This window comes from Pseudomonas brassicacearum subsp. neoaurantiaca (assembly GCF_013608025.1).
In the GTDB taxonomy this organism is placed as follows: Bacteria; Pseudomonadota; Gammaproteobacteria; order Pseudomonadales; family Pseudomonadaceae; genus Aquipseudomonas.
Genome location: NZ_VDLV01000033.1, coordinates 252,469 through 271,056, shown reverse-complemented (window position 1 = coordinate 271,056; position 18,588 = coordinate 252,469). Strand labels below are relative to the sequence as shown.

Sequence of the window (18,588 nt, the reverse complement as noted above, 5' to 3'; positions counted from 1 at the left end):
TCCATTTTTGTTAGGGCTGCTGCGCAGCCCAGCGGGGATAAATCCCCTCGCCACAACTTTCATTCGAAGGAATTTTTCATGACCACACACCGCCCCGTTACCCGCTCCCAACGCCTGAACCAGATTACCCACGAGCCCCACGGCAAGCTCGACGCGCTGGTCAAGGCACACGCCCCATTCGAAACCCAGGCCAGCTACGCTCGCTTCGTGGTTGCCCAATACCAGTTCCAGTCGGAACTGGTGGCGCTGTACAACGACGCGCAACTGACCGCGCTGGTTGCCGATTTGCCTGCACGTTGCCGCGCCGAAGCGGCCAAGGCCGACCTCGCGGACCTGGACACCGAAGTGCCGGCGTCCGTGGCAGGCGCGGTGAAGAACCCGACCCAGGCCGAGGCCCTCGGCTGGCTGTTCGTCTCCGAGGGTTCCAAGCTTGGCGCTGCGTTCCTGATCAAGCGCGCCGTCGCCCTTGGAATGAACGAAACCTTCGGTGCCCGCCACTTGGCAGAACCCGCGGGCGGCCGCGCCGAAGGCTGGAAAACCTTCACACGGACCCTCGACGAGCTGCCCTTCACCGAACAACAGGAAGCCGAGGCGGACCAAGGGGCGCTGGCGGCGTTCAACCGATTTACGGTGTTGCTGGAGCAAGCCTACGCGACCGAGTTGGCCTGACTCACACCACTCCCAAAGGAGATTCATGGTGGATGCATATTCTGCAGTCACCAAGAACCAGTGTGGGAGCGAGCTTGCTCGCGATGGCGTCAGATCAGTCGACCTTCATGCGCCTGATACACCGCTATCGCGAGCAAGCTCGCTCCCACAGGGCCAAGCGCATGTCGGATAGAAATACATGAGCCGCACAACCTCCAAACTCACCCAACTGCTCTTCGCCCTCCTCGCCTACGCCAGCCTGGCCATCGGCCTGGTCGCCCTCGTCGTGCCCGGCTTGCCGACCACTGAGTTCATCCTGCTCGCCGCTTGGGCCGCGACCCGCAGTTCGCCACGCCTGAGTGCCTGGCTGGAGGGCCATCGGTTGTTCGGGCCGATGCTGCACAACTGGCGCAACGGCAAGGTCATCCCGCGTCGGGCCAAGATCGCCGCAACGGCCAGCATGCTGTGCTGCGCAGCGTTGATGCTGCTGGTGCTCGATCACCACTGGCCGGTTTACCTCGCGCTCGCGGGCATGGGCCTGGGTAATCTCTGGATATGGTCACGCCCGGAACACCGTAGCGAGGGAGCTTGTTCCCGCCGGGGCGCGTAGCGGCCCCCGAGGTTCGTTTGATCTATGCTCGCTCTCTGGTTCAGGAGGGATTCCAAATGTCAGACCTACTTACATCCATGCAAACCGCCATCGGCTTGCCCACGACACCGATCCCCTTCACAGGCGAAGGCGCCCTGCCCTCGGCCTTCGCGGTCACGGAACTGGCCAGCGCGAGCATCGGTGTGGCCGGTCAAGCGGTCGCCGAGCTCATCCACCAGCAAACCGGTCGCCCGCCAACGCTTGAAGTCGACCGGCGCCTGGCCTCGTTCTGGTTTTCCACCTCCCTGCGGCCCATCGGCTGGAGCGTGCCGCCGATGTGGGATCCGGTGGCTGGCGACTATGCCACCGCCGACGGCTGGATCCGCCTGCACACCAACGCGCCGCATCATCGCCGGGCGGCGGAAAAGGTCCTCGGGGCCTGCACCGACCGCGCCGACATGGCAGGCAAAGTGATCCGTTGGAACAAGGCCGAGCTGGAGCAGGCCGTGGTCGATGCCGGCGGTTGCGCCGCACAGATGCGCTCGTGGCAGGCGTGGCAAGTGCATCCGCAGGGCATGGCGGTGAATGCCGAGCCTCTCGTTCAATTGGAACACGGCGTCGAGGGCTCCCCTACGCCCTGGCTCGGCTCCGTCGCCCAGCCGCTGGCGGGCCTCAAGGTGCTGGACCTGACCCGCGTGTTGGCCGGCCCGATTGCCAGCCGCTTTCTCGCTGGCCTGGGCGCCGACGTACTGCGCATCGACCCGCCGACCTGGAACGAACCCGGCGTGGTGCCGGAAGTCACCCTTGGCAAACGTTGCGCCCGCCTCGACTTGCACCAGCCCGCCGACCGCGCGACGTTCGAGGCGCTGCTCAAGGAGGCCGATATCCTGCTGCACGGCTACCGCGCCGACGCACTGGAACGCCTGGGCTACGGCGCCACGCAGCGCCAACAATTGGCCCCAGGCCTGATCGATGTCTGCCTCAACGCCTACGGCTGGAGCGGCCCCTGGCAACACCGCCGCGGCTTCGACAGCCTGGTGCAAATGAGCAGCGGCATCGCCGACGCCGGCATGGCCTGGAAACACACGGACAAACCAACGCCGCTGCCGGTCCAGGCGCTGGACCACGGCACCGGTTACCTGATGGCCGCCAGCGCGATTGTGTTGGTCTCCCGCCGCTTGCTCACCGGCCATGGCGGCTCGGCACGCTTGTCGCTGGCGCGCACGGCGAAGCTGTTGATCGAGCATGGCGCCGGCAGTGGGGGTGGATTGCGACCCGAAGACGAGGCCGACCAGGGTCTGCTGGTGGAACAAACACCGTGGGGCCCGGCGCATCGTTTGCAGGTGCCGCTGAAGATCACCGGCACGCCGCTGCAATGGGCGTTGCCGGCCGCCGAGCTGGGGGCTCACCGGGCGCAGTGGTGATCGCCCGATCGCCATCGTCGGATCGCCGCCGTGAGCAAGCTCGCGTCCACAAGGATATGCGTGAAACTGTGGGAGCGAGCTTGCTCGCGATAGCGGCGCATGAGTCACCACTACATCCACGTCGAACAGTTACCTGACCTAGATCAGATGCCAGCCTTTCCAATCGACATAGGCTGTTGACTCTCTTCCCCCGCATGGGAGTCATGCAATGTCCGATACCCCCGGAAAACTACGACTGGGTGCGCTGGTCGCGCTGGTAGTGGGCTCGATGATCGGCGGCGGGATCTTTTCCCTGCCGCAGAACATGGCCGCCAGTGCCGACGTCGGTGCCGTGTTGATCGGCTGGGCCATCACCGCAGTGGGCATGCTGACCCTGGCTTTCGTGTTCCAGACCCTGGCCAACCGCAAGCCCGACCTGGACGGCGGCGTGTATGCCTACGCCAAGGCCGGGTTCGGCGACTACATGGGTTTCTCATCGGCCTGGGGCTACTGGATCAGCGCCTGGCTGGGCAACGTCGGCTACTTCGTCTTGTTGTTCAGTACCCTGGGCTATTTCTTCCCGATGTTTGGCGAGGGCAACACTGTCGCCGCGGTAATCGGCGCCTCAGTGTTGCTGTGGGCGGTGCATTTCCTGGTGCTGCGCGGCATCAAGGAAGCCGCGTTCATCAACCTGGTGACCACCGTCGCCAAGATCGTGCCGCTGCTGCTGTTCGTGCTGATCGCGGTATTCGCCTTCAAGCTGGAGATATTCACCGCTGACATCTGGGGCTTGAAGAACCCCGACCTGGGCAGCGTAATGGACCAGGTGCGACACATGATGCTGGTCACCGTGTGGGTGTTCATCGGTATCGAGGGCGCGAGTATTTTCTCCGCCCGCGCCGAGAAACGCAGCGACGTCGGCAAGGCCACCGTCATCGGTTTCATTACCGTGCTGTTGTTCCTGGTACTGGTGAATGTGCTGTCGCTGGGGATCATGACCCAGCCGGAACTGGCAAAGTTGCAGAACCCGTCGATGGCCGCCGTGCTGGAGCACGTGGTCGGCCACTGGGGCGCGGTACTGATCAGCGTTGGCCTGATCATCTCGCTGCTCGGCGCCCTGCTGTCCTGGGTCCTGCTGTGCGCCGAGATCATGTTCGCTGCTGCCAAGGACCACACCATGCCGGCGTTCCTGCGCCGGGAAAACGCCAACCATGTGCCGGCCAATGCCCTGTGGCTGACCAACGCGATGGTCCAGCTGTTCCTGGTCATCACGTTGTTTTCCGCCAGCACCTACCTGTCGCTGATCTACCTCGCCACTTCGATGATCTTGGTGCCGTATTTGTGGTCGGCCGCCTACGCGGTGCTGTTGGCGGTGCGCGGCGAGACCTATCAGAACGCCCTGGCCGAACGCCGCAAGGACCTGCTCATCGGCACCATCGCGCTGATCTATGCGATGTGGCTGCTGTATGCCGGCGGGATCAAATACCTGCTGCTTTCCGCCCTGCTCTACGCCCCCGGCGCGATCCTGTTCGCCAAGGCCAAGCACGAACTGGGCAAACCGGTTTTCACCTCGGTCGAGAAGCTGATTTTCGCCGCCGTGATCGTCGGAGCGCTGGTAGCGGCCTACGGGCTCTACGCGGGTTTCCTGACCCTCTGACCGGTTAACTGTTTTATCTGGAGGATGTGTAATGACCACGGAAAAAGTGAAATACGGCGTCCATTCCGAAGCCGGCAAATTGCGCAAAGTCATGGTCTGTTCACCCGGTCTGGCCCACCAGCGGCTGACCCCGAACAACTGCGACGAACTGCTGTTCGACGACGTGCTGTGGGTCAACCAGGCCAAGCGCGACCACTTCGATTTCGTCACCAAGATGCGCGAACGCGATATCGACGTCCTGGAGATGCACAACCTGCTGACCGACATTGTCGCCATCCCCGAGGCGCTGGATTGGATTCTGCATCGCAAGGTCACGGCCAACGCCGTGGGCCTGGGCCTGGCGCATGAAGTGAGCGCGTGGCTGCGCAGCCTGGAGCCGCGCCATATCGCCGAATACCTGATCGGCGGCGTCTCGGCCGATGACCTGCCGGATAGCTTCGGCGGCAAGACAATCCAGATGTTCCGCGATTTCCTCGGGCACTCCAGCTTCATCCTGCCGCCGCTGCCCAATACCCAGTTCACCCGCGACACCACGTGCTGGATCTACGGCGGCGTGACCCTGAACCCGATGTTCTGGCCGGCGCGGCGCCAGGAAACCCTGCTGACCACAGCCATCTATAAATTCCACCCGGAGTTTACCCATGCCGATTTCCAGATCTGGTACGGCGACCCGGACCACGACCATGGCAATGCCACCCTCGAAGGCGGCGACGTGATGCCGATCGGTAACGGCGTGGTGTTGATCGGCATGGGCGAACGCTCATCCCGTCAGGCCATCGGCCAACTGGCGCTGAACCTGTTCAAGCACAACGCCGTGGAGCGCGTGATCGTTGCGGGGCTGCCGAAATCCCGCGCAGCCATGCACCTGGATACCGTGTTCAGTTTCTGTGACCGCGACCTGGTCACGGTTTTCCCGGAAGTGGTCAGCCAGATCGTGGCGTTTTCGTTGCGTCCGGACGAGAGCAAACCCGGCGGCATCGATGTGCGCCGCGAGGAAGGCAGTTTCCTCGATACCGTAGCCGCCGCCCTCAAGTTGCCGGCGCTGCGGATAGTGGAAACTGGCGGCAACAGCTTCGCCGCTGAACGCGAACAATGGGACGACGGCAACAACGTGGTCGCCCTGGAGCCAGGCGTGGTGATCGGCTACGACCGCAATACCTACACCAACACCCTGCTGCGCAAGGCTGGCGTGGAAGTCATCACCATCAGCGCCAGCGAGCTGGGCCGGGGCCGAGGCGGCGGCCATTGCATGACCTGCCCGATCATTCGCGACCCTATCGACTACTGACCTTCGAGCCTGGACCGCTTTTATCGAAAACGGCCCAGGGGATAACCGACACCCAAGGAGATCCACCATGGCTTTCAATATGCGCAACCGTAGCCTGCTGAGCTTGATGCACCACACCAACCGCGAGCTGCACTTTCTGCTGGACCTGTCCCGTGATCTCAAGCGCGCCAAATACACCGGCACCGAGCAGCCGCACCTCAAGGGCAAGAACATCGCGCTGATTTTCGAAAAAACCTCGACCCGCACCCGCTGCGCCTTCGAAGTCGCGGCCCATGACCAGGGCGCCCACGTCACCTACATCGACCCGGTGTCATCGCAGATCGGCCACAAGGAAAGCATGAAGGACACCGCCCGGGTGCTGGGGCGGATGTTCGACGCCATCGAATACCGGGGCTTCGAACAGGAGATCGTCGAGGAGCTGGCCAAGTTCGCCGGGGTGCCGGTGTTCAACGGCCTGACCGCCGAATTCCACCCCACCCAAATGATCGCCGACACCCTGACCATGCGCGAGCACAGCGACAAGCCGCTGCATGACATCAGCTACGCCTACCTCGGCGATGCGCGCTACAACATGGGCAATTCGTTGCTGATGATCGGCGCCAAACTGGGCATGGACGTGCGCATCGGCGCACCGAAAGCGCTGTGGCCGCACCAGGATTTCATCGACCAGTGCCAAGCCTTCGCGGCCGAAAGCGGCGCGCGGATCACCATCACCGAAGACCCGCAGGAAGCGGTCAAGGGCGTCGATTTCATCCACACCGATATCTGGGTGTCCATGGGCGAGCCGGTGGAAGCCTGGGACGAGCGCATCGAGCAATTGCTGCCCTACCAAGTCAACGCGCAAATGATGAAGGCCTCCGGCAACCCACGGGTGAAGTTCATGCACTGCCTGCCGGCGTTCCACAACAGCGAAACCAAGGTCGGCAAGGACATCGCCGCGCGCTATCCGAACCTGGCCAATGGCGTGGAAGTGACCGAGGAAGTATTCGAATCCCCGGCCAACATTGCTTTCGAACAGGCGGAAAACCGCATGCACACCATCAAGGCGATCCTGGTGGCGGCGTTGGCGGATATCTGACCCCCATTGAAGTGCTTTTCATTGTGGGAGCGAGCTTGCTCGCGATGGCGGAGCGTCAGCTTGCATTGATACCGGATGTGCCGCCGTCATCGCGAGCAAGCTCGCTCCCACAGGGGAACTGCATTGTTCGTTCCATTTTATAAGGACAACACCATGCGCATCGTCGTTGCCCTGGGCGGTAACGCCCTCCTGCGTCGGGGGGAACCCATGACCGCAGACAATCAACGCAGCAACATCCGCACCGCGACCGAACAGATCGCCAAGATCCATCCGGGCAACCAACTGGTCATCGCCCACGGCAACGGCCCGCAGGTCGGCCTGCTGTCGTTGCAAGCGGCGGCCTACACCTCGGTCACGCCGTACCCGCTGGACGTGCTGGGCGCCGAAACCGAAGGCATGATCGGCTACATCATCGAACAGGAACTGGGCAACCTGCTGGACTTCGAAGTGCCCTTCGCCACGCTCCTGACCCAGGTTGAAGTGGACGCCAACGACCCGGCCTTCCAGAACCCGACCAAGCCCATCGGCCCGGTCTACAGCCAGAAAGACGCGCAAAAACTCGCCGCCGAGAAAGGCTGGGCAATCGCCCCGGACGGCGACAAGTTCCGCCGCGTGGTCGCCAGCCCCCGGCCCAAGCGCATCTTCGAGATCCGCCCGATCAAATGGCTGTTGGAAAAAGGCAGCATCGTGATCTGCGCCGGCGGTGGCGGCATCCCGACGATGTACGGCGCCGACGGCAAGCTGCAAGGCGTGGAAGCGGTGATCGACAAGGACCTGTGCTCGGCGCTGCTGGCTGAACAATTGGAAAGCGATCTGCTGGTAATCGCCACCGACGTCAACGCCGCGTTCATCGATTTCGGCAAACCGACCCAGAAAGCCATTGCCCAGGCCCACCCCGACGACATGGAACGGCTCGGTTTCGCCGCCGGATCCATGGGGCCGAAGGTACAAGCCGCCTGCGAATTCGCCCGTAACACCGGTAAGGTCGCGGTGATCGGATCGCTGTCGGACATCGATGCTATCGTCCAGGGCACCGCCGGCACCCGCATCAGCATGGCAACGCCGGGTATCGTTTATCGGTGACAGCAAAACTTATGCGGCAGGCGCGGTGTCTGCCGTTCTCCACGCCTTCGAAGGAGAGACGCTTATGGCCACGTTCCAACCCGGTCACCTGCACATGGAGCGCCATGCGCTGAACAAGGATGATTACAGCTACAACCTGTGCATCGACTACGAAATTGCACAGGATCCCAAGGAGGGAACGGGCATGTCCTTCCGCCTGCACGGCACGGTGGAAGACAAGAACGTGGACGAGACGTTTTTCCTGGCCAAGGACCAGGCCTTCGACTTCGCCCGCCACGCCACCCGCATCGCCCAGCAATACGGCATGCCCAAGACTGCCAGCATCGGCTCGATGCACAAGTACTACGACGAAATGTTCGAGGATGTGCGCCACCAACTGGACGTCAAGCCGGGGGACCCGATGAAGCCTGAGCATTTGGCATGATCCCTGACATGCCTTTTTGGGCATGAAAAGCACACCTGTGGCGAGGGAGCTTGCTCCCGCTGGGCTGCGCAGCGGCCCCAAAATTTGCGGCCGCTGCGCAACCGAGCGGGAGCAAGCTCCCTCGCCACGATGAATCCCTGCACCTGATGGACATAAATGTTCTGAATACCGGGTCACATACAAGACCCACCTCGCTGGCAACCCGCCACAGCTGACCTATGCTGAAAACAGTACCCCCGGGTATTCGTTCAGAGGTCATCGCCATGAACATCAAAACAAGAAGACGCCTCGCCATTTTCATCACCTGCACCGCCACGCTTGCGCTGTATGGCACCGCGGCGTATCGGGTCGAGCAGGCCAGGCAGTTGCCCCGTGACTACGCCAGTTGCAACTTTGAACGCTGCATACCGCACAACGCATCCCTGAACGCTCTGCGCTGAGGCGGTTTCAGTCGTCTAGCTGATCGGTCTTGAGCCGGTCGCGGAAGGCTTTTGGCGAAATGCCGACGCGTCGGCGAAACAGTCGGGTGAAGTTGGTCGGGTCAGAGAAGCCGAGCAGTTCGGATATCTCATAGATCGTCATGCCGGTGTAGGTCAGCAGCCGTTTGGCTTCCAACAATTGCCGCTCATGCATGATCTGCAATGCTGGCTGGCCCGCCAGCTCGCGGCAGGTACCGTTGAGGTGCGACACCGAAATGCCCAGGCGATGGGCCAGGTCTTCGACCTTGACGTGCTGGCGATAGGTTTCCTCCACCAGCTGAATGAAGCCGTTGAGGTATTCCCGGGCCCGTTGCGGGCGTTGGGTCGAGGTGCGCCGGCTCATCACCTGGCGACTGACCCAGACCATGATCACGCTGACCAATGCGTGCATGAGCATTTCTCGGGCCGGTTGATGCCCGACGTACTCGGCCTGCAAGGCGCTGAACAAACTGTTGAGATAATCGGCGTTCTCGCCGGCCGGGTAGGCTTCGGCCTGGGCCAGGATGTTGACCGAATGACCGAGCTGCCCCTGCAGGTGCGTCACCAGCGGCGCCGCCAGCGTGACTACGTAACCCTGCACATCCTCGGAAAAACGAAAACCATGGACCGATAACGGTGGCAGGATCTGCACCGCCGGCTCGTCGAGCCGGGTGCGCTGGCCTTCAATCTCGAGCTCTGCCTGGCCCTTGAAGACAAACAGCAACTGGCACAGGTCGGCATGCCGATGGGGCTTGATTTCCCATTGGTGCTCGCTGCTGCGGCTGGAAATGGTTTCGCAGTGCAGCAGGTCCGGCGTAGGCCAATCCTGGCTTTCGCCATAGAGCTTGAACACCGGGATCGAAGGCAGCTCGGTTTTCTTCATAACGAGGATAGGCCTCGGGTTACGGGCGGTAATCGCACCGATTGGCAGAAAGTACAGGTTTCAGCGCAGTTTTCCCCTTCAATTGACAGGTCCGCAAGCGAAAAATGCACGCCAGGATTACTAAAAATAAACGTCGACCCTGGTCGCGTGCCTCTTGCGAGTCATAACAACAATGAAAACCCTCAAGACCCAAGTCGCCATTATCGGCGCCGGCCCCTCTGGACTGCTGCTCGGCCAGCTGTTGCACAACGCCGGGATCGACACCGTGATCCTCGAACGGCAGACGCCCGACTACGTCCTCAGCCGCATCCGCGCCGGCGTGCTCGAACAAGGCATGGTGCAGTTGCTGCGCCAGGCCGGGGTTGGCCAGCGCATGGACGCCGAAGGCCTGCCCCACGATGGCTTTGAACTGGTCCTCAATGGTCGCCGCGTGCACATTGATCTCAAGGGCCTGACCGGCGGGCAAAACGTCATGGTCTACGGCCAGACCGAAGTCACCCGCGACTTGATGGCAGCGCGCGAGCAATCCGGCGCGCGGACGCTGTATCAGGTCGACAATGCCAAGCCCCACGATCTCACGACCGATCACCCCTTCGTGACCTTCGAACACGCCGGCGAAACCTGGCGCCTGGATTGCGATTACGTCGCCGGCTGCGACGGTTTCCATGGCGTGGCGCGGCAATCGATCCCGGCGGAAAAACTCAAGGTCTTCGAACGCGTCTACCCGTTCGGTTGGCTCGGCATTCTCGCCGACACTCCACCCGTCCACGAAGAACTCGTCTATGCGCGCCACGAGCGCGGCTTTGCCCTGTGCAGCATGCGCTCACGCACCCGTACCCGTTATTACCTGCAAGTGCCCGCCGAGGAACAGGTGGCCGACTGGCCGGACGAGCGTTTCTGGACCGAACTGAAAAACCGCCTGCCCGCAGACCTGGCCGAAACGCTGGTGACCGGTCCTTCCATCGAAAAAAGCATCGCGCCGCTGCGCAGCTTTGTCGTGGAGCCAATGCAGTACGGGCGGATGTTCCTGGTGGGCGACGCCGCCCACATCGTCCCACCGACCGGTGCCAAGGGGCTGAACCTGGCGGCCAGCGATGTCAGCACGCTGTTCAATATCCTGCTCAAGGTCTATCGCGACGGACGCGTGGATCTGCTGGAACGCTACTCCGACATCTGCCTGCGACGGGTCTGGAAAGCTGAACGGTTCTCTTGGTGGATGACCTCGATGCTGCACCGTTTCGATGACGATGCGTTCAACCAGCGCATCAGCGAAGCGGAGCTGGAGTATTTCGTCGATTCCGAGGCGGGTCGAAAAACCATTGCGGAAAATTACGTCGGCCTTCCTTACGAGGCTATCGAATAGCCGGCTATCGATTTAAACTGCGGGCATTTCGCCGCCAGGCACGATGCCCGCAGGTTCCACCGTGACTCAGCTCAATACCCCCCAAGCCCCGCAGCCCGCGCTCCGCAGCGTGCTGGTGTCATTGATGCTGGCGATTTTCCTCGGGGCGTTGGACCAGACCATCGTCGCGGTCTCGATGCCGGCCATTTCCGCACAATTCAAAGACGTCAGCCTACTGGCCTGGGTGATCTCCGGGTACATGGTTGCCATGACCGTGGCCGTGCCGATCTACGGCAAGCTGGGCGACTTGTATGGCCGGCGGCCGCTGATGCTGTTCGGCATGGGCTTGTTCACCCTCGCCTCGTTGTTCTGCGGGATGGCGCAGAACATGGAGCAATTGGTGCTGGCGCGGATTTTCCAGGGCATCGGTGCTGGCGGCATGATTTCCGTGAGCCAGGCGATCATCGGCGACATCATCCCGCCCCGCGAGCGCGGTCGCTATCAGGGCTATTTCAGCAGTATGTACGCAGTGGCCAGCGTCGCCGGGCCGGTACTGGGTGGCTACATGACTGAATACCTGTCGTGGCGCTGGGTCTTCTGGATCAACCTGCCGCTGGGCCTGGGCGCCTGGCTGGTGGCGCGGCGCACGCTGGTGGGGCTGCCGGTGCCGCAACGCGCGCCGATCATCGACTACCTGGGCACCGTGTTGCTGATCATCGGCCTGACCGCGTTGCTGCTGGGCATTACTCAGATTGGCCAGGGACACGCCTGGCACAGCCGCGAAGTGCTCGGGTTGCTGGGTTGCGCTGTAGTGGTGCTGGGCCTGTTCGCCTGGCATGAACGCCGCGCCCGCGAGCCGTTGCTGCCGATGCATCTTTTCGTCAACCGTAGCGCGGTGTTGTGCTGGTGCACGGTGTTTTTCACCAGTTTCCAGGCCATCTCCCTGACGGTGCTGGTGCCGTTGCGCTTCCAGAGCGTGACCGGCGCCGGCGCCGACAGCGCCGCCCTGCACTTGCTGCCGCTGGCGATGGGGCTGCCGATCGGCGCTTATTTTGCCGGGCGGCGGACTTCGGTCACTGGGCGCTACAAACCGATGATCCTCAGTGGCGCCCTGCTGTTCCCGTTCGCCATCCTCGGCATGGCCTTCACACCGCCCGCTGCGTTCTGGCTGAGCAGCCTGTTCATGCTGCTCAGCGGCATCGCCTCCGGCATGCAATTTCCCACCTCGTTGGTAGGCTCGCAGAATTCGGTGCAGCAACGAGACATCGGCGTCGCCACCAGCACCACCAACCTGTTCCGCTCATTGGGCGGCGCGGTGGGCGTGGCATTGATGTCGGCGTTGCTGCTGGCGTTGCTGCAGGATTCCGGTTTCGCCCAGCTCGCTGGCTCGTCGATGCTGGGCGAAGGGCATTCCGGCAACGTGCTGCTCGATGGCCTGAATGCCGCGCCGGGCGAGGCGCTGGACGCTTTGCGCGAAGAATTGCAGGCAACGTTCCGCCACCTGCTGATGATCAGCGCGGCGGTGTCGCTGCTGGGGCTGGCGGCTGCCGTGGCGATGCCCGATCGCCTGTTGCGCGGGCGAGAGGAAAAGGCTCGCTAGCCAGAACAACACTGAACCCTGTGGCGAGGGAGCTTGCTCCCGCTGGGCGGCGAAGCGGCCCCAAAAATGTTGCGGTCGCTGCGCAACCGAGCGGGAGCAAGCTCCCTCGTCACAAAAGCTCGCTCGTCACAGGGCTTGAGTCTGGCGATATCAGGCCGTCGCCACCACGCCACCCGGCTCCACCACCACGCTCATCCCCTCCTTCATCCGCTTGGCATCGCGGACAAAGCAGCGAGACGCCAGGAACAGGAACACCATGGTCAGCAGCAGCGCCACCGGGATCAGGTACATCGCGTCGTGCAGGCCGATGGCCTTGAACGCTTCGGTCATCTGGTCGACACCGGCGGCCGCCATGGCCGTGCGGGCGAAATAATCGGACAGGCCGCCCACCACCACCGGCCCCAGGCCACCGCCGAGCAAATACAATCCGGCAAAATACAACGCCATCGCCGTGGCACGCAGGCGCGGCTCCACCACGTCCTGGATCGCCGTATAGACGCAGGTGTAGAAGTTATAGGCAAACAACCAGCCAACGCTGAACACCGCGACGAACACGCCGATCTCGATGCGCCCGGCATGCAGGGCCCATGCCGTGGTGACGGTGGAAATCGCCAGGCTGAACGCTGCAAACAGCAGACGGCCGTTGGGCACGCGCTGGTGAATCTTGTCGGCGACCCAACCGCCCAAGGTGAGCCCGAACAAACCGGTTACGCCGACCATGACGCCAGTCGCCACGGCCGCCTCGTGCAGCGGCATGGCGAAATAACGCTGCAGCATCGGCACCAGGAACGAGTTGCAGGCATAGGTGGCGAAGTTGAAACACAGCCCCGCCAGCACCAGCCAGAGAAAGGTCGGAATCGCCAGCACCCGGCGAACCGGTTTATCAACCTTTTCCTGGGACACCTGCACGGTTTCAGCCGCGCCGCGCTTGGGTTCCTTGATGAAAAACATGAACACCGCCAGCACCAGCCCCGGCACCGCCGCGATGAAGAATGGCGCGCGCCAACTGTCGAACGCCTTGACCATCGCGCCGATGGTGAAGAACGCCAGCAGCAGGCCCAGCGGCAGACCCAGCATGAAGATGCCCATCGCCCGAGCCCGACGGTGAGCCGGAAACAGATCGCCAATCAGCGAGTTCGCCGCCGGTGCATAACTCGCTTCACCGATGCCCACGCCCATGCGCACCAACAGGAACGCCCAGAAACTGCCCACCAGGCCATTCACCGCCGTCAGGCCGCTCCAGGCCGCCAGGCCCCAGCCCATCAGTTTGCTGCGCGAACCGGTATCAGCCATGCGCCCCAGCGGCAAGCCGGCAATGGCGTAGACGATGGTGAACGCGGTGCCGATGATGCCGATCTGAAAGTCGCTCAAGCTCCATTCCATGCGGATCGGCTCGATGATGATCGCCGGAATGGTGCGGTCGAAAAAGTTGAACAGGTTGGCCAGGAACAGCAGGAACAGAATGCGCCAGGCATTCGCCGCTTGGGTCGAGTTCTGCATGGGTCCGTCTCTTTTATTGTTATGGGCGAGGCTTCCGAGCCCGGAATCTGCAATCTAGACAGCGATGTGCAGGCTGTCTCCAATCATTCGCCTGGCTGATACCCGGCCATGGCGCCGAGCGTGTTTCATGACGGCGGTCAATTTCCTGTAACAATTGCCATCATTTCGCCTGTTTTCGATTAAAGAACGCCGTGGCATGGCCGATCCAACATGATCAGGAATAGATTCTCCCCGAGCGCTGCTCAGGCTGTAGCCCTGAACGCTTGGGCCGACATTCGCGTCGCCATCAAAGGACGCGAGTTCCCATTCGCGATGGTTCGACGACCCAGATCGTCGATCCGACCAGTCCAGGCATACGGCGCACAATGACCTCCAAAAAATCAGCCACTGCGGTTTCCGATCTGACCCTGAGCCCAGCCGCCAACGGCCCTGAAGCCTCGACACTGTCGAGCAGCTCGCGATCCCTGGCGACCCAGCAATACCTGTACTTCACCGAGACCAACACCGACCGCATCCTCGACAACCTCGACGGCCTGCGTGATGCCGTGTTCCCGCGCCCGCCGCACTTGGTGGATGACGAGAGCGAACGCGGCCAGCAGGAATTTCCGTCGGTGTGCCTGATCGGCCTCGGGCGCTGCGGTTCCAACATCGCTTTGGACGTCGCGGAGCTGGTCTACAACGCTCGCAAGTTCTACCTCAACGAGTTCAACGCCGAAGACAAGGGCTACAGCGACAAGGGCTACAGCCCCGCGCAGTGGATCCGCAACAACCTTCGCTTGGGCACCAGCAAGGCCAGCAAACCGGTGTTCCTGGTGGAGCCGCTGGTCATGCTGGGCGACCTGGACAAAGACATCGCCGGGCGCATTCGCTTCTCGCGCAAGGGCGAAAAGAGCGGCTTCCTGCGCGACTACAGCAAAATGAAAATCATGGACCTGTCGGAAGTCCATGCCGGTGGTGCCGGTAACGCGCCGATCCTCGGCCAGTACCTGGCGAAGATCATCCTGAACAAGGACACCCAGCGCTTCTCCAGCCCCGACTGGAAGATGATCCACTCGTACCTGATCGACAGCTGCGGCATCAAGGCCAACCAGTCGCGCCTGTATTTCTCGATTTTCAGCGCCGGCGGCGGTACCGGTTCAGGCATGGCCTCGGAGTTCGGCCTGGCCCAGCAGTACTCGTACATGAACAAGACGTTCGACACCAAGCCGATGGACGAGCACGACAGCAAGAGCGGTCATTCCTTCGTCTTCGAGCCGATCTTCACCAGCGGCATCTGCGTGCTGCCGAATATTTCCGACCACCGCAGCGAAATGTCCGAGGCCCTGCACATCAACGCCGGACGGCTGTTGTGCAAATATCTCTCGGAAGAATGGGATTTCTCGTACAACTTCGCCAACGAAGACAGCAGCGAAGCCAGCGTCATGGGCCGTATCCGCCCTTGGAACGCAATGATGCTGATCTCCAACGACATCATGCGCTACGCCGAAGAAAGCGATGACGGCAACATCCAGAACATTGACGTCAATGCCATGGAAAAGCACGCCAACCAGTACATTTCCCAGCAGATCTTCAACATCCTGACGGCCCAGGCCGTGACGACCGACTACGACCAGAACTACTTCCGTCGCGCCGGCATCGACATCGGCGAAACCATTCGTCTGGACGCCAACGACCTGTTCATGAGCCTGGCCGGTCCGGTGGCGATTGCCTACGCCGAGTCCGTCGTCCCGGAAACCCCGGCGCCGAGCGGCGACAAGTTCAAGGTGTTCGAGAAAGAGCCGCCGCGCCTGAACATCGACGACCTGTTCTTCCGCTCCATCGACCTGCCGCATTTCAACAAGGTCACCCAGGCCATCGAAGGCATCAGCCTGCTGCCCATCGAGTCCAAGCGCTATCGCGCTTCGCTTGAGCAATACAAGAATTCCGGCTACGACGCCGCCGCCCTGCATGATCTGCACTTCTTCAAGAACTGCTCGTCGGTGGTATCCATCGTCTCGTTGCCGAAAGACTACAAGCTGTCCTACATGGACCTGAACCGGCTCAAGACCCACCTCAACAGCCTGTTCCCCAACACCACGCTGAAGCGCTACGCCTTGGTGATCGGCGCCTCGGCAAACCTGTCGCTGACCACCCTGATCGCCAAGAGCCCGTGCCTGTCGGACGATTTCCTGACGCTGATCGTGGCATTCATCAAGCGCTGCTTCGCTCGCACGCCGTACCGCTTCGACGAGACCCTGGACAACTCGATCCTGGACTTCATCATCAACGAAGATTTCGATGAACAACGCATCGATGACCTGCTCAACGAATTCGAGAATCCGGCGAAGATCCTCGACACCAACTGGTACGCGATCAAGCCGATGTACGAGAAGAAGTACCGCGAGCTGATCAGCGACAAGGAGAAGTTCGTCTCGATCAACGACATCCGCCTGTCCCGTGACTGCGTGAAGAAGTCCATCAAGTACCTGCGCGAGATCTACCGTCACCGGATCGGCAAGACCAAGGTTATTTCGCTTAATAACCATACGGGCCGGACTTACTGAGGCTGGTTTGGAACCGGGTCGCCCCGATTCGCGAGCAGGCTCGCTCCCACAAGGGACTTGTGTTCACAAATCCTGTGGGAGCGAGCCTGCTCGCGAAGGCGGCCTATGCAACGCCTCGAAACAACATCTAGAAACAATTGAGCAGCCAAAAGGCCGCTCAATAAACTGTTCCCGTTACGTATACGTCACCCTCCCCTGTGGCGTTTCACCACGGCAGGATGCCATCACGCTACTCGCCTACACACTTTCCAGCGGGATCAAGCACGAACCAATTTGGTGCATCGATCAATTCGACGCCCTTTCCTGGGTCAGGATCCACGGCGAAACCACTACGGCCCAGAGTTCTGGATCACGCTCGAAAAAATCCAGCGCCCGCGTTTCAGACAGCTTGGCGACCTGCCCGGCGCCCAGCCAGGCGGCGACTTTGGTACCTTCGTCCTGGGCAACGGCCTCGGCGGCTGCGATCAGATCCAGTGCCGGGTCGACCCACAATAGGGCACCCTTGGCAAAGAACGGCTCCAGCTCCTTCCAGGTAATAGATGCGGTTTCACCGAGCAATTTGGCATAGAGGGTGCTAGGTTCTTGATTCATGGGAGCTGTCCGGAAAAGAAATCGGCGCGAATGATAACGTCGGTGGTCTGGCAGAAAAACCCGGTTGCAATTGCAGCACCGATTGAAAAGCGCAGCAAAGCCAAGGATTGCCGATTTGACCGGACAACCCCCGCCGCGAATCTGTCTTTTTCTTTCAATAAAGCGACACCCTCAGGTTTTGCCCCCAAGCGCCAGCTTCCCTTGCCAACAATCGGCGCTCTACACTGTACCGGTACAGTTGCCGGGGGCATTTTCCGCGAGGATATCCAAGATATCTGACCCGGTTCTGCTGCTACGGCGCCAGGACTATAAAAACTACAACAGCATGAGTGGAGCACTATGACTAAGGCTACTAAGCAGATTTCCAAACTGTTTGCCGCTATGGTTCTGGCCGGGGTTGCCAGCCATTCGTTTGCCGCCGACACCATCAAGATCGGCATCGCCGGCCCGAAAACCGGCCCTGTAGCCCAATACGGCGACATGCAGTTCAGCGGTTCCAAGATGGCGATCGAGCAAATCAACGCCAAGGGCGGCGTCGACGGCAAGCAACTGGTCGCCGTTGAATACGATGACGCCTGCGATCCAAAACAAGCAGTCGCGGTCGCGAACAAAGTCGTCAACGACGGCGTCAAGTTCGTGGTCGGCCACCTGTGCTCCAGCTCTACCCAGCCCGCTTCGGACATCTACGAAGACGAAGGCGTGATCATGATCACCCCGGCCGCCACCAGCCCGGACATCACCGCTCGTGGCTACAAGATGATCTTCCGCACCATCGGCCTGGACAGCGCCCAAGGCCCGGCGGCCGGCAACTACATCGCCGACCACGTCAAGCCGAAAATCGTTGCGGTCCTGCACGACAAGCAACAGTACGGTGAAGGCATCGCCAGCGCTGTGAAGAAAACCCTCGAAGGCAAAGGCGTGAAAGTCGCCGTCTTCGAAGGCGTGAACGCCGGCGACAAGGACTTCTCCTCGATGATCGCCAAGCTCAAGCAGGCCAACGTCGACTTCGTCTACTACGGCGGTTACCACCCGGAGCTGGGCCTGATCTTGCGTCAAGCCCAGGAAAAAGGCCTCAAAGCCAAGTTCATGGGTCCGGAAGGCGTGGGTAACGACTCGATCACCCAGATCGCCAAGGATGCGGCCGAAGGCCTGCTGGTGACCTTGCCGAAATCCTTTGACCAGGATCCTGCCAACGTTGCCCTGGCGGACGCGTTCAAGGCCAAGAAAGAAGACCCGAGCGGCCCGTTCGTATTCCCGTCCTACTCGGCTGTTGAAGTGATCGCCGAAGGCATCAAGGCTGCCAAGTCCGAAGATCCAGCCAAAGTGGCCGAGGCCATTCACAAAGGTACCTTCAAGACTCCGACCGGCGACCTGAGCTTCGACGACAAGGGCGACCTGAAGGACTTCAAATTCGTGGTCTACGAGTGGCACAACGGCAAGCCTAAAACTGAAGTATCGCCTCAGTAAGGCCTGGCCTGACTGACTGCCAATAAAGCCCACG

General features: G+C 61.5%; 17 protein-coding genes. 14 read left to right on the top strand and 3 right to left on the bottom strand.

The features are described 5' to 3' along the window. Positions 1-78 precede the first annotated feature (78 nt). The 9 genes from FHK92_RS18560 (at position 79) to FHK92_RS18520 (ending at position 8,610) form a co-directional block, all read left to right on the top strand. Positions 79-669: a biliverdin-producing heme oxygenase gene (locus FHK92_RS18560; RefSeq protein ID WP_181289322.1), complete on the top strand. Its 591-nt coding sequence runs from the start codon at positions 79-81 to the stop codon at positions 667-669. 178 nt (positions 670-847) lie between these two features. Further along, entirely contained in the window at positions 848-1,258 is a 411-nt protein-coding gene (locus FHK92_RS18555) for a YbaN family protein (protein ID WP_181289321.1), read from the top strand. A gap of 56 nt (positions 1,259-1,314) precedes the next feature. Beyond that, positions 1,315-2,661 (top strand): CoA transferase, encoded by a 1,347-nt coding sequence (locus tag FHK92_RS18550; protein ID WP_181289320.1) that lies wholly within the window; start codon positions 1,315-1,317, stop codon positions 2,659-2,661. A gap of 208 nt (positions 2,662-2,869) precedes the next feature. Continuing rightward, on the top strand, positions 2,870-4,297 hold the full coding sequence (arcD, locus tag FHK92_RS18545) for an arginine-ornithine antiporter (RefSeq protein WP_181289319.1): 1,428 nt from the start codon (positions 2,870-2,872) through the stop codon (positions 4,295-4,297). A gap of 31 nt (positions 4,298-4,328) precedes the next feature. Continuing rightward, on the top strand, positions 4,329-5,585 hold the full coding sequence (arcA, locus tag FHK92_RS18540) for an arginine deiminase (RefSeq protein ID WP_181289318.1): 1,257 nt from the start codon (positions 4,329-4,331) through the stop codon (positions 5,583-5,585). A 67-nt stretch (positions 5,586-5,652) separates the two neighbouring features. Further along, positions 5,653-6,663, top strand: coding sequence for an ornithine carbamoyltransferase (locus tag FHK92_RS18535; RefSeq protein ID WP_181289317.1), 1,011 nt, complete (start codon positions 5,653-5,655; stop codon positions 6,661-6,663). A gap of 153 nt (positions 6,664-6,816) precedes the next feature. Continuing rightward, positions 6,817-7,746, top strand: coding sequence for a carbamate kinase (gene arcC / locus FHK92_RS18530; RefSeq protein WP_181289316.1), 930 nt, complete (start codon positions 6,817-6,819; stop codon positions 7,744-7,746). A 64-nt stretch (positions 7,747-7,810) separates the two neighbouring features. Further along, positions 7,811-8,170 (top strand): DUF5064 family protein, encoded by a 360-nt coding sequence (locus FHK92_RS18525; protein WP_181289315.1) that lies wholly within the window; start codon positions 7,811-7,813, stop codon positions 8,168-8,170. A 263-nt stretch (positions 8,171-8,433) separates the two neighbouring features. Further along, on the top strand, positions 8,434-8,610 hold the full coding sequence (locus FHK92_RS18520) for a hypothetical protein (protein ID WP_181289314.1): 177 nt from the start codon (positions 8,434-8,436) through the stop codon (positions 8,608-8,610). A 7-nt stretch (positions 8,611-8,617) separates the two neighbouring features. Here the strand turns inward: FHK92_RS18520 and FHK92_RS18515 are convergent, their stop codons facing one another. Then, positions 8,618-9,511 carry a helix-turn-helix domain-containing protein gene (locus tag FHK92_RS18515; protein ID WP_181289313.1) on the bottom strand — a complete coding sequence of 298 codons (894 nt, stop codon included), beginning with the start codon at positions 9,509-9,511 and terminating at the stop codon, positions 8,618-8,620. Between the two features lie 172 nt (positions 9,512-9,683). Here FHK92_RS18515 and pobA point away from each other — a divergent pair, with 172 nt between their 5' ends. Both pobA and FHK92_RS18505 read left to right on the top strand, forming a co-directional pair. Then, complete coding sequence (pobA, locus tag FHK92_RS18510; RefSeq protein ID WP_181289312.1) at positions 9,684-10,874, top strand: 4-hydroxybenzoate 3-monooxygenase; 1,191 nt, start codon at positions 9,684-9,686, stop codon at positions 10,872-10,874. Between the two features lie 61 nt (positions 10,875-10,935). Then, entirely contained in the window at positions 10,936-12,453 is a 1,518-nt protein-coding gene (locus FHK92_RS18505; protein WP_181289311.1) for an MDR family MFS transporter, read from the top strand. A 150-nt stretch (positions 12,454-12,603) separates the two neighbouring features. On the opposite strand, the gene FHK92_RS18500 is transcribed toward FHK92_RS18505, so the two are convergent. Beyond that, on the bottom strand, positions 12,604-13,953 hold the full coding sequence (locus FHK92_RS18500) for a spinster family MFS transporter (RefSeq protein ID WP_181289310.1): 1,350 nt from the start codon (positions 13,951-13,953) through the stop codon (positions 12,604-12,606). 365 nt (positions 13,954-14,318) lie between these two features. On the opposite strand from FHK92_RS18500, the gene FHK92_RS18495 reads away from it, so the two are divergent. Beyond that, complete coding sequence (locus FHK92_RS18495; protein WP_181289309.1) at positions 14,319-16,496, top strand: hypothetical protein; 2,178 nt, start codon at positions 14,319-14,321, stop codon at positions 16,494-16,496. A gap of 285 nt (positions 16,497-16,781) precedes the next feature. Here FHK92_RS18495 and FHK92_RS18490 read toward each other — a convergent pair whose 3' ends face one another. Beyond that, the gene (locus FHK92_RS18490; protein WP_181289308.1) at positions 16,782-17,087 is read right to left on the bottom strand and encodes a DUF2288 domain-containing protein; all 306 of its coding nucleotides are present in this window, start codon (positions 17,085-17,087) and stop codon (positions 16,782-16,784) included. 30 nt (positions 17,088-17,117) lie between these two features. Here FHK92_RS18490 and FHK92_RS18485 point away from each other — a divergent pair, with 30 nt between their 5' ends. Then, positions 17,118-17,366 (top strand): hypothetical protein, encoded by a 249-nt coding sequence (locus FHK92_RS18485; protein ID WP_181289307.1) that lies wholly within the window; start codon positions 17,118-17,120, stop codon positions 17,364-17,366. Between the two features lie 60 nt (positions 17,367-17,426). Next, positions 17,427-18,554 (top strand): branched-chain amino acid ABC transporter substrate-binding protein, encoded by a 1,128-nt coding sequence (locus tag FHK92_RS18480; protein WP_181289306.1) that lies wholly within the window; start codon positions 17,427-17,429, stop codon positions 18,552-18,554. Positions 18,555-18,588: the final 34 nt, after the last annotated feature.

Coding starts and splice junctions, on each gene's coding strand:
- FHK92_RS18490 (WP_181289308.1), bottom strand. CDS start 17,087: ATGAATCAAGAACCTAGCACCCTCTATGCCAAATTGCTCGGTGAAACC.
- FHK92_RS18480 (WP_181289306.1), top strand. CDS start 17,427: ATGACTAAGGCTACTAAGCAGATTTCCAAACTGTTTGCCGCTATGGTT.
- FHK92_RS18495 (WP_181289309.1), top strand. CDS start 14,319: ATGACCTCCAAAAAATCAGCCACTGCGGTTTCCGATCTGACCCTGAGC.
- arcC (WP_181289316.1), top strand. CDS start 6,817: ATGCGCATCGTCGTTGCCCTGGGCGGTAACGCCCTCCTGCGTCGGGGG.
- FHK92_RS18535 (WP_181289317.1), top strand. CDS start 5,653: ATGGCTTTCAATATGCGCAACCGTAGCCTGCTGAGCTTGATGCACCAC.
- FHK92_RS18525 (WP_181289315.1), top strand. CDS start 7,811: ATGGCCACGTTCCAACCCGGTCACCTGCACATGGAGCGCCATGCGCTG.
- FHK92_RS18550 (WP_181289320.1), top strand. CDS start 1,315: ATGTCAGACCTACTTACATCCATGCAAACCGCCATCGGCTTGCCCACG.
- FHK92_RS18520 (WP_181289314.1), top strand. CDS start 8,434: ATGAACATCAAAACAAGAAGACGCCTCGCCATTTTCATCACCTGCACC.
- FHK92_RS18560 (WP_181289322.1), top strand. CDS start 79: ATGACCACACACCGCCCCGTTACCCGCTCCCAACGCCTGAACCAGATT.
- FHK92_RS18485 (WP_181289307.1), top strand. CDS start 17,118: ATGATAACGTCGGTGGTCTGGCAGAAAAACCCGGTTGCAATTGCAGCA.
- arcD (WP_181289319.1), top strand. CDS start 2,870: ATGTCCGATACCCCCGGAAAACTACGACTGGGTGCGCTGGTCGCGCTG.
- FHK92_RS18555 (WP_181289321.1), top strand. CDS start 848: ATGAGCCGCACAACCTCCAAACTCACCCAACTGCTCTTCGCCCTCCTC.
- FHK92_RS18500 (WP_181289310.1), bottom strand. CDS start 13,953: ATGCAGAACTCGACCCAAGCGGCGAATGCCTGGCGCATTCTGTTCCTG.
- FHK92_RS18515 (WP_181289313.1), bottom strand. CDS start 9,511: ATGAAGAAAACCGAGCTGCCTTCGATCCCGGTGTTCAAGCTCTATGGC.
- pobA (WP_181289312.1), top strand. CDS start 9,684: ATGAAAACCCTCAAGACCCAAGTCGCCATTATCGGCGCCGGCCCCTCT.
- arcA (WP_181289318.1), top strand. CDS start 4,329: ATGACCACGGAAAAAGTGAAATACGGCGTCCATTCCGAAGCCGGCAAA.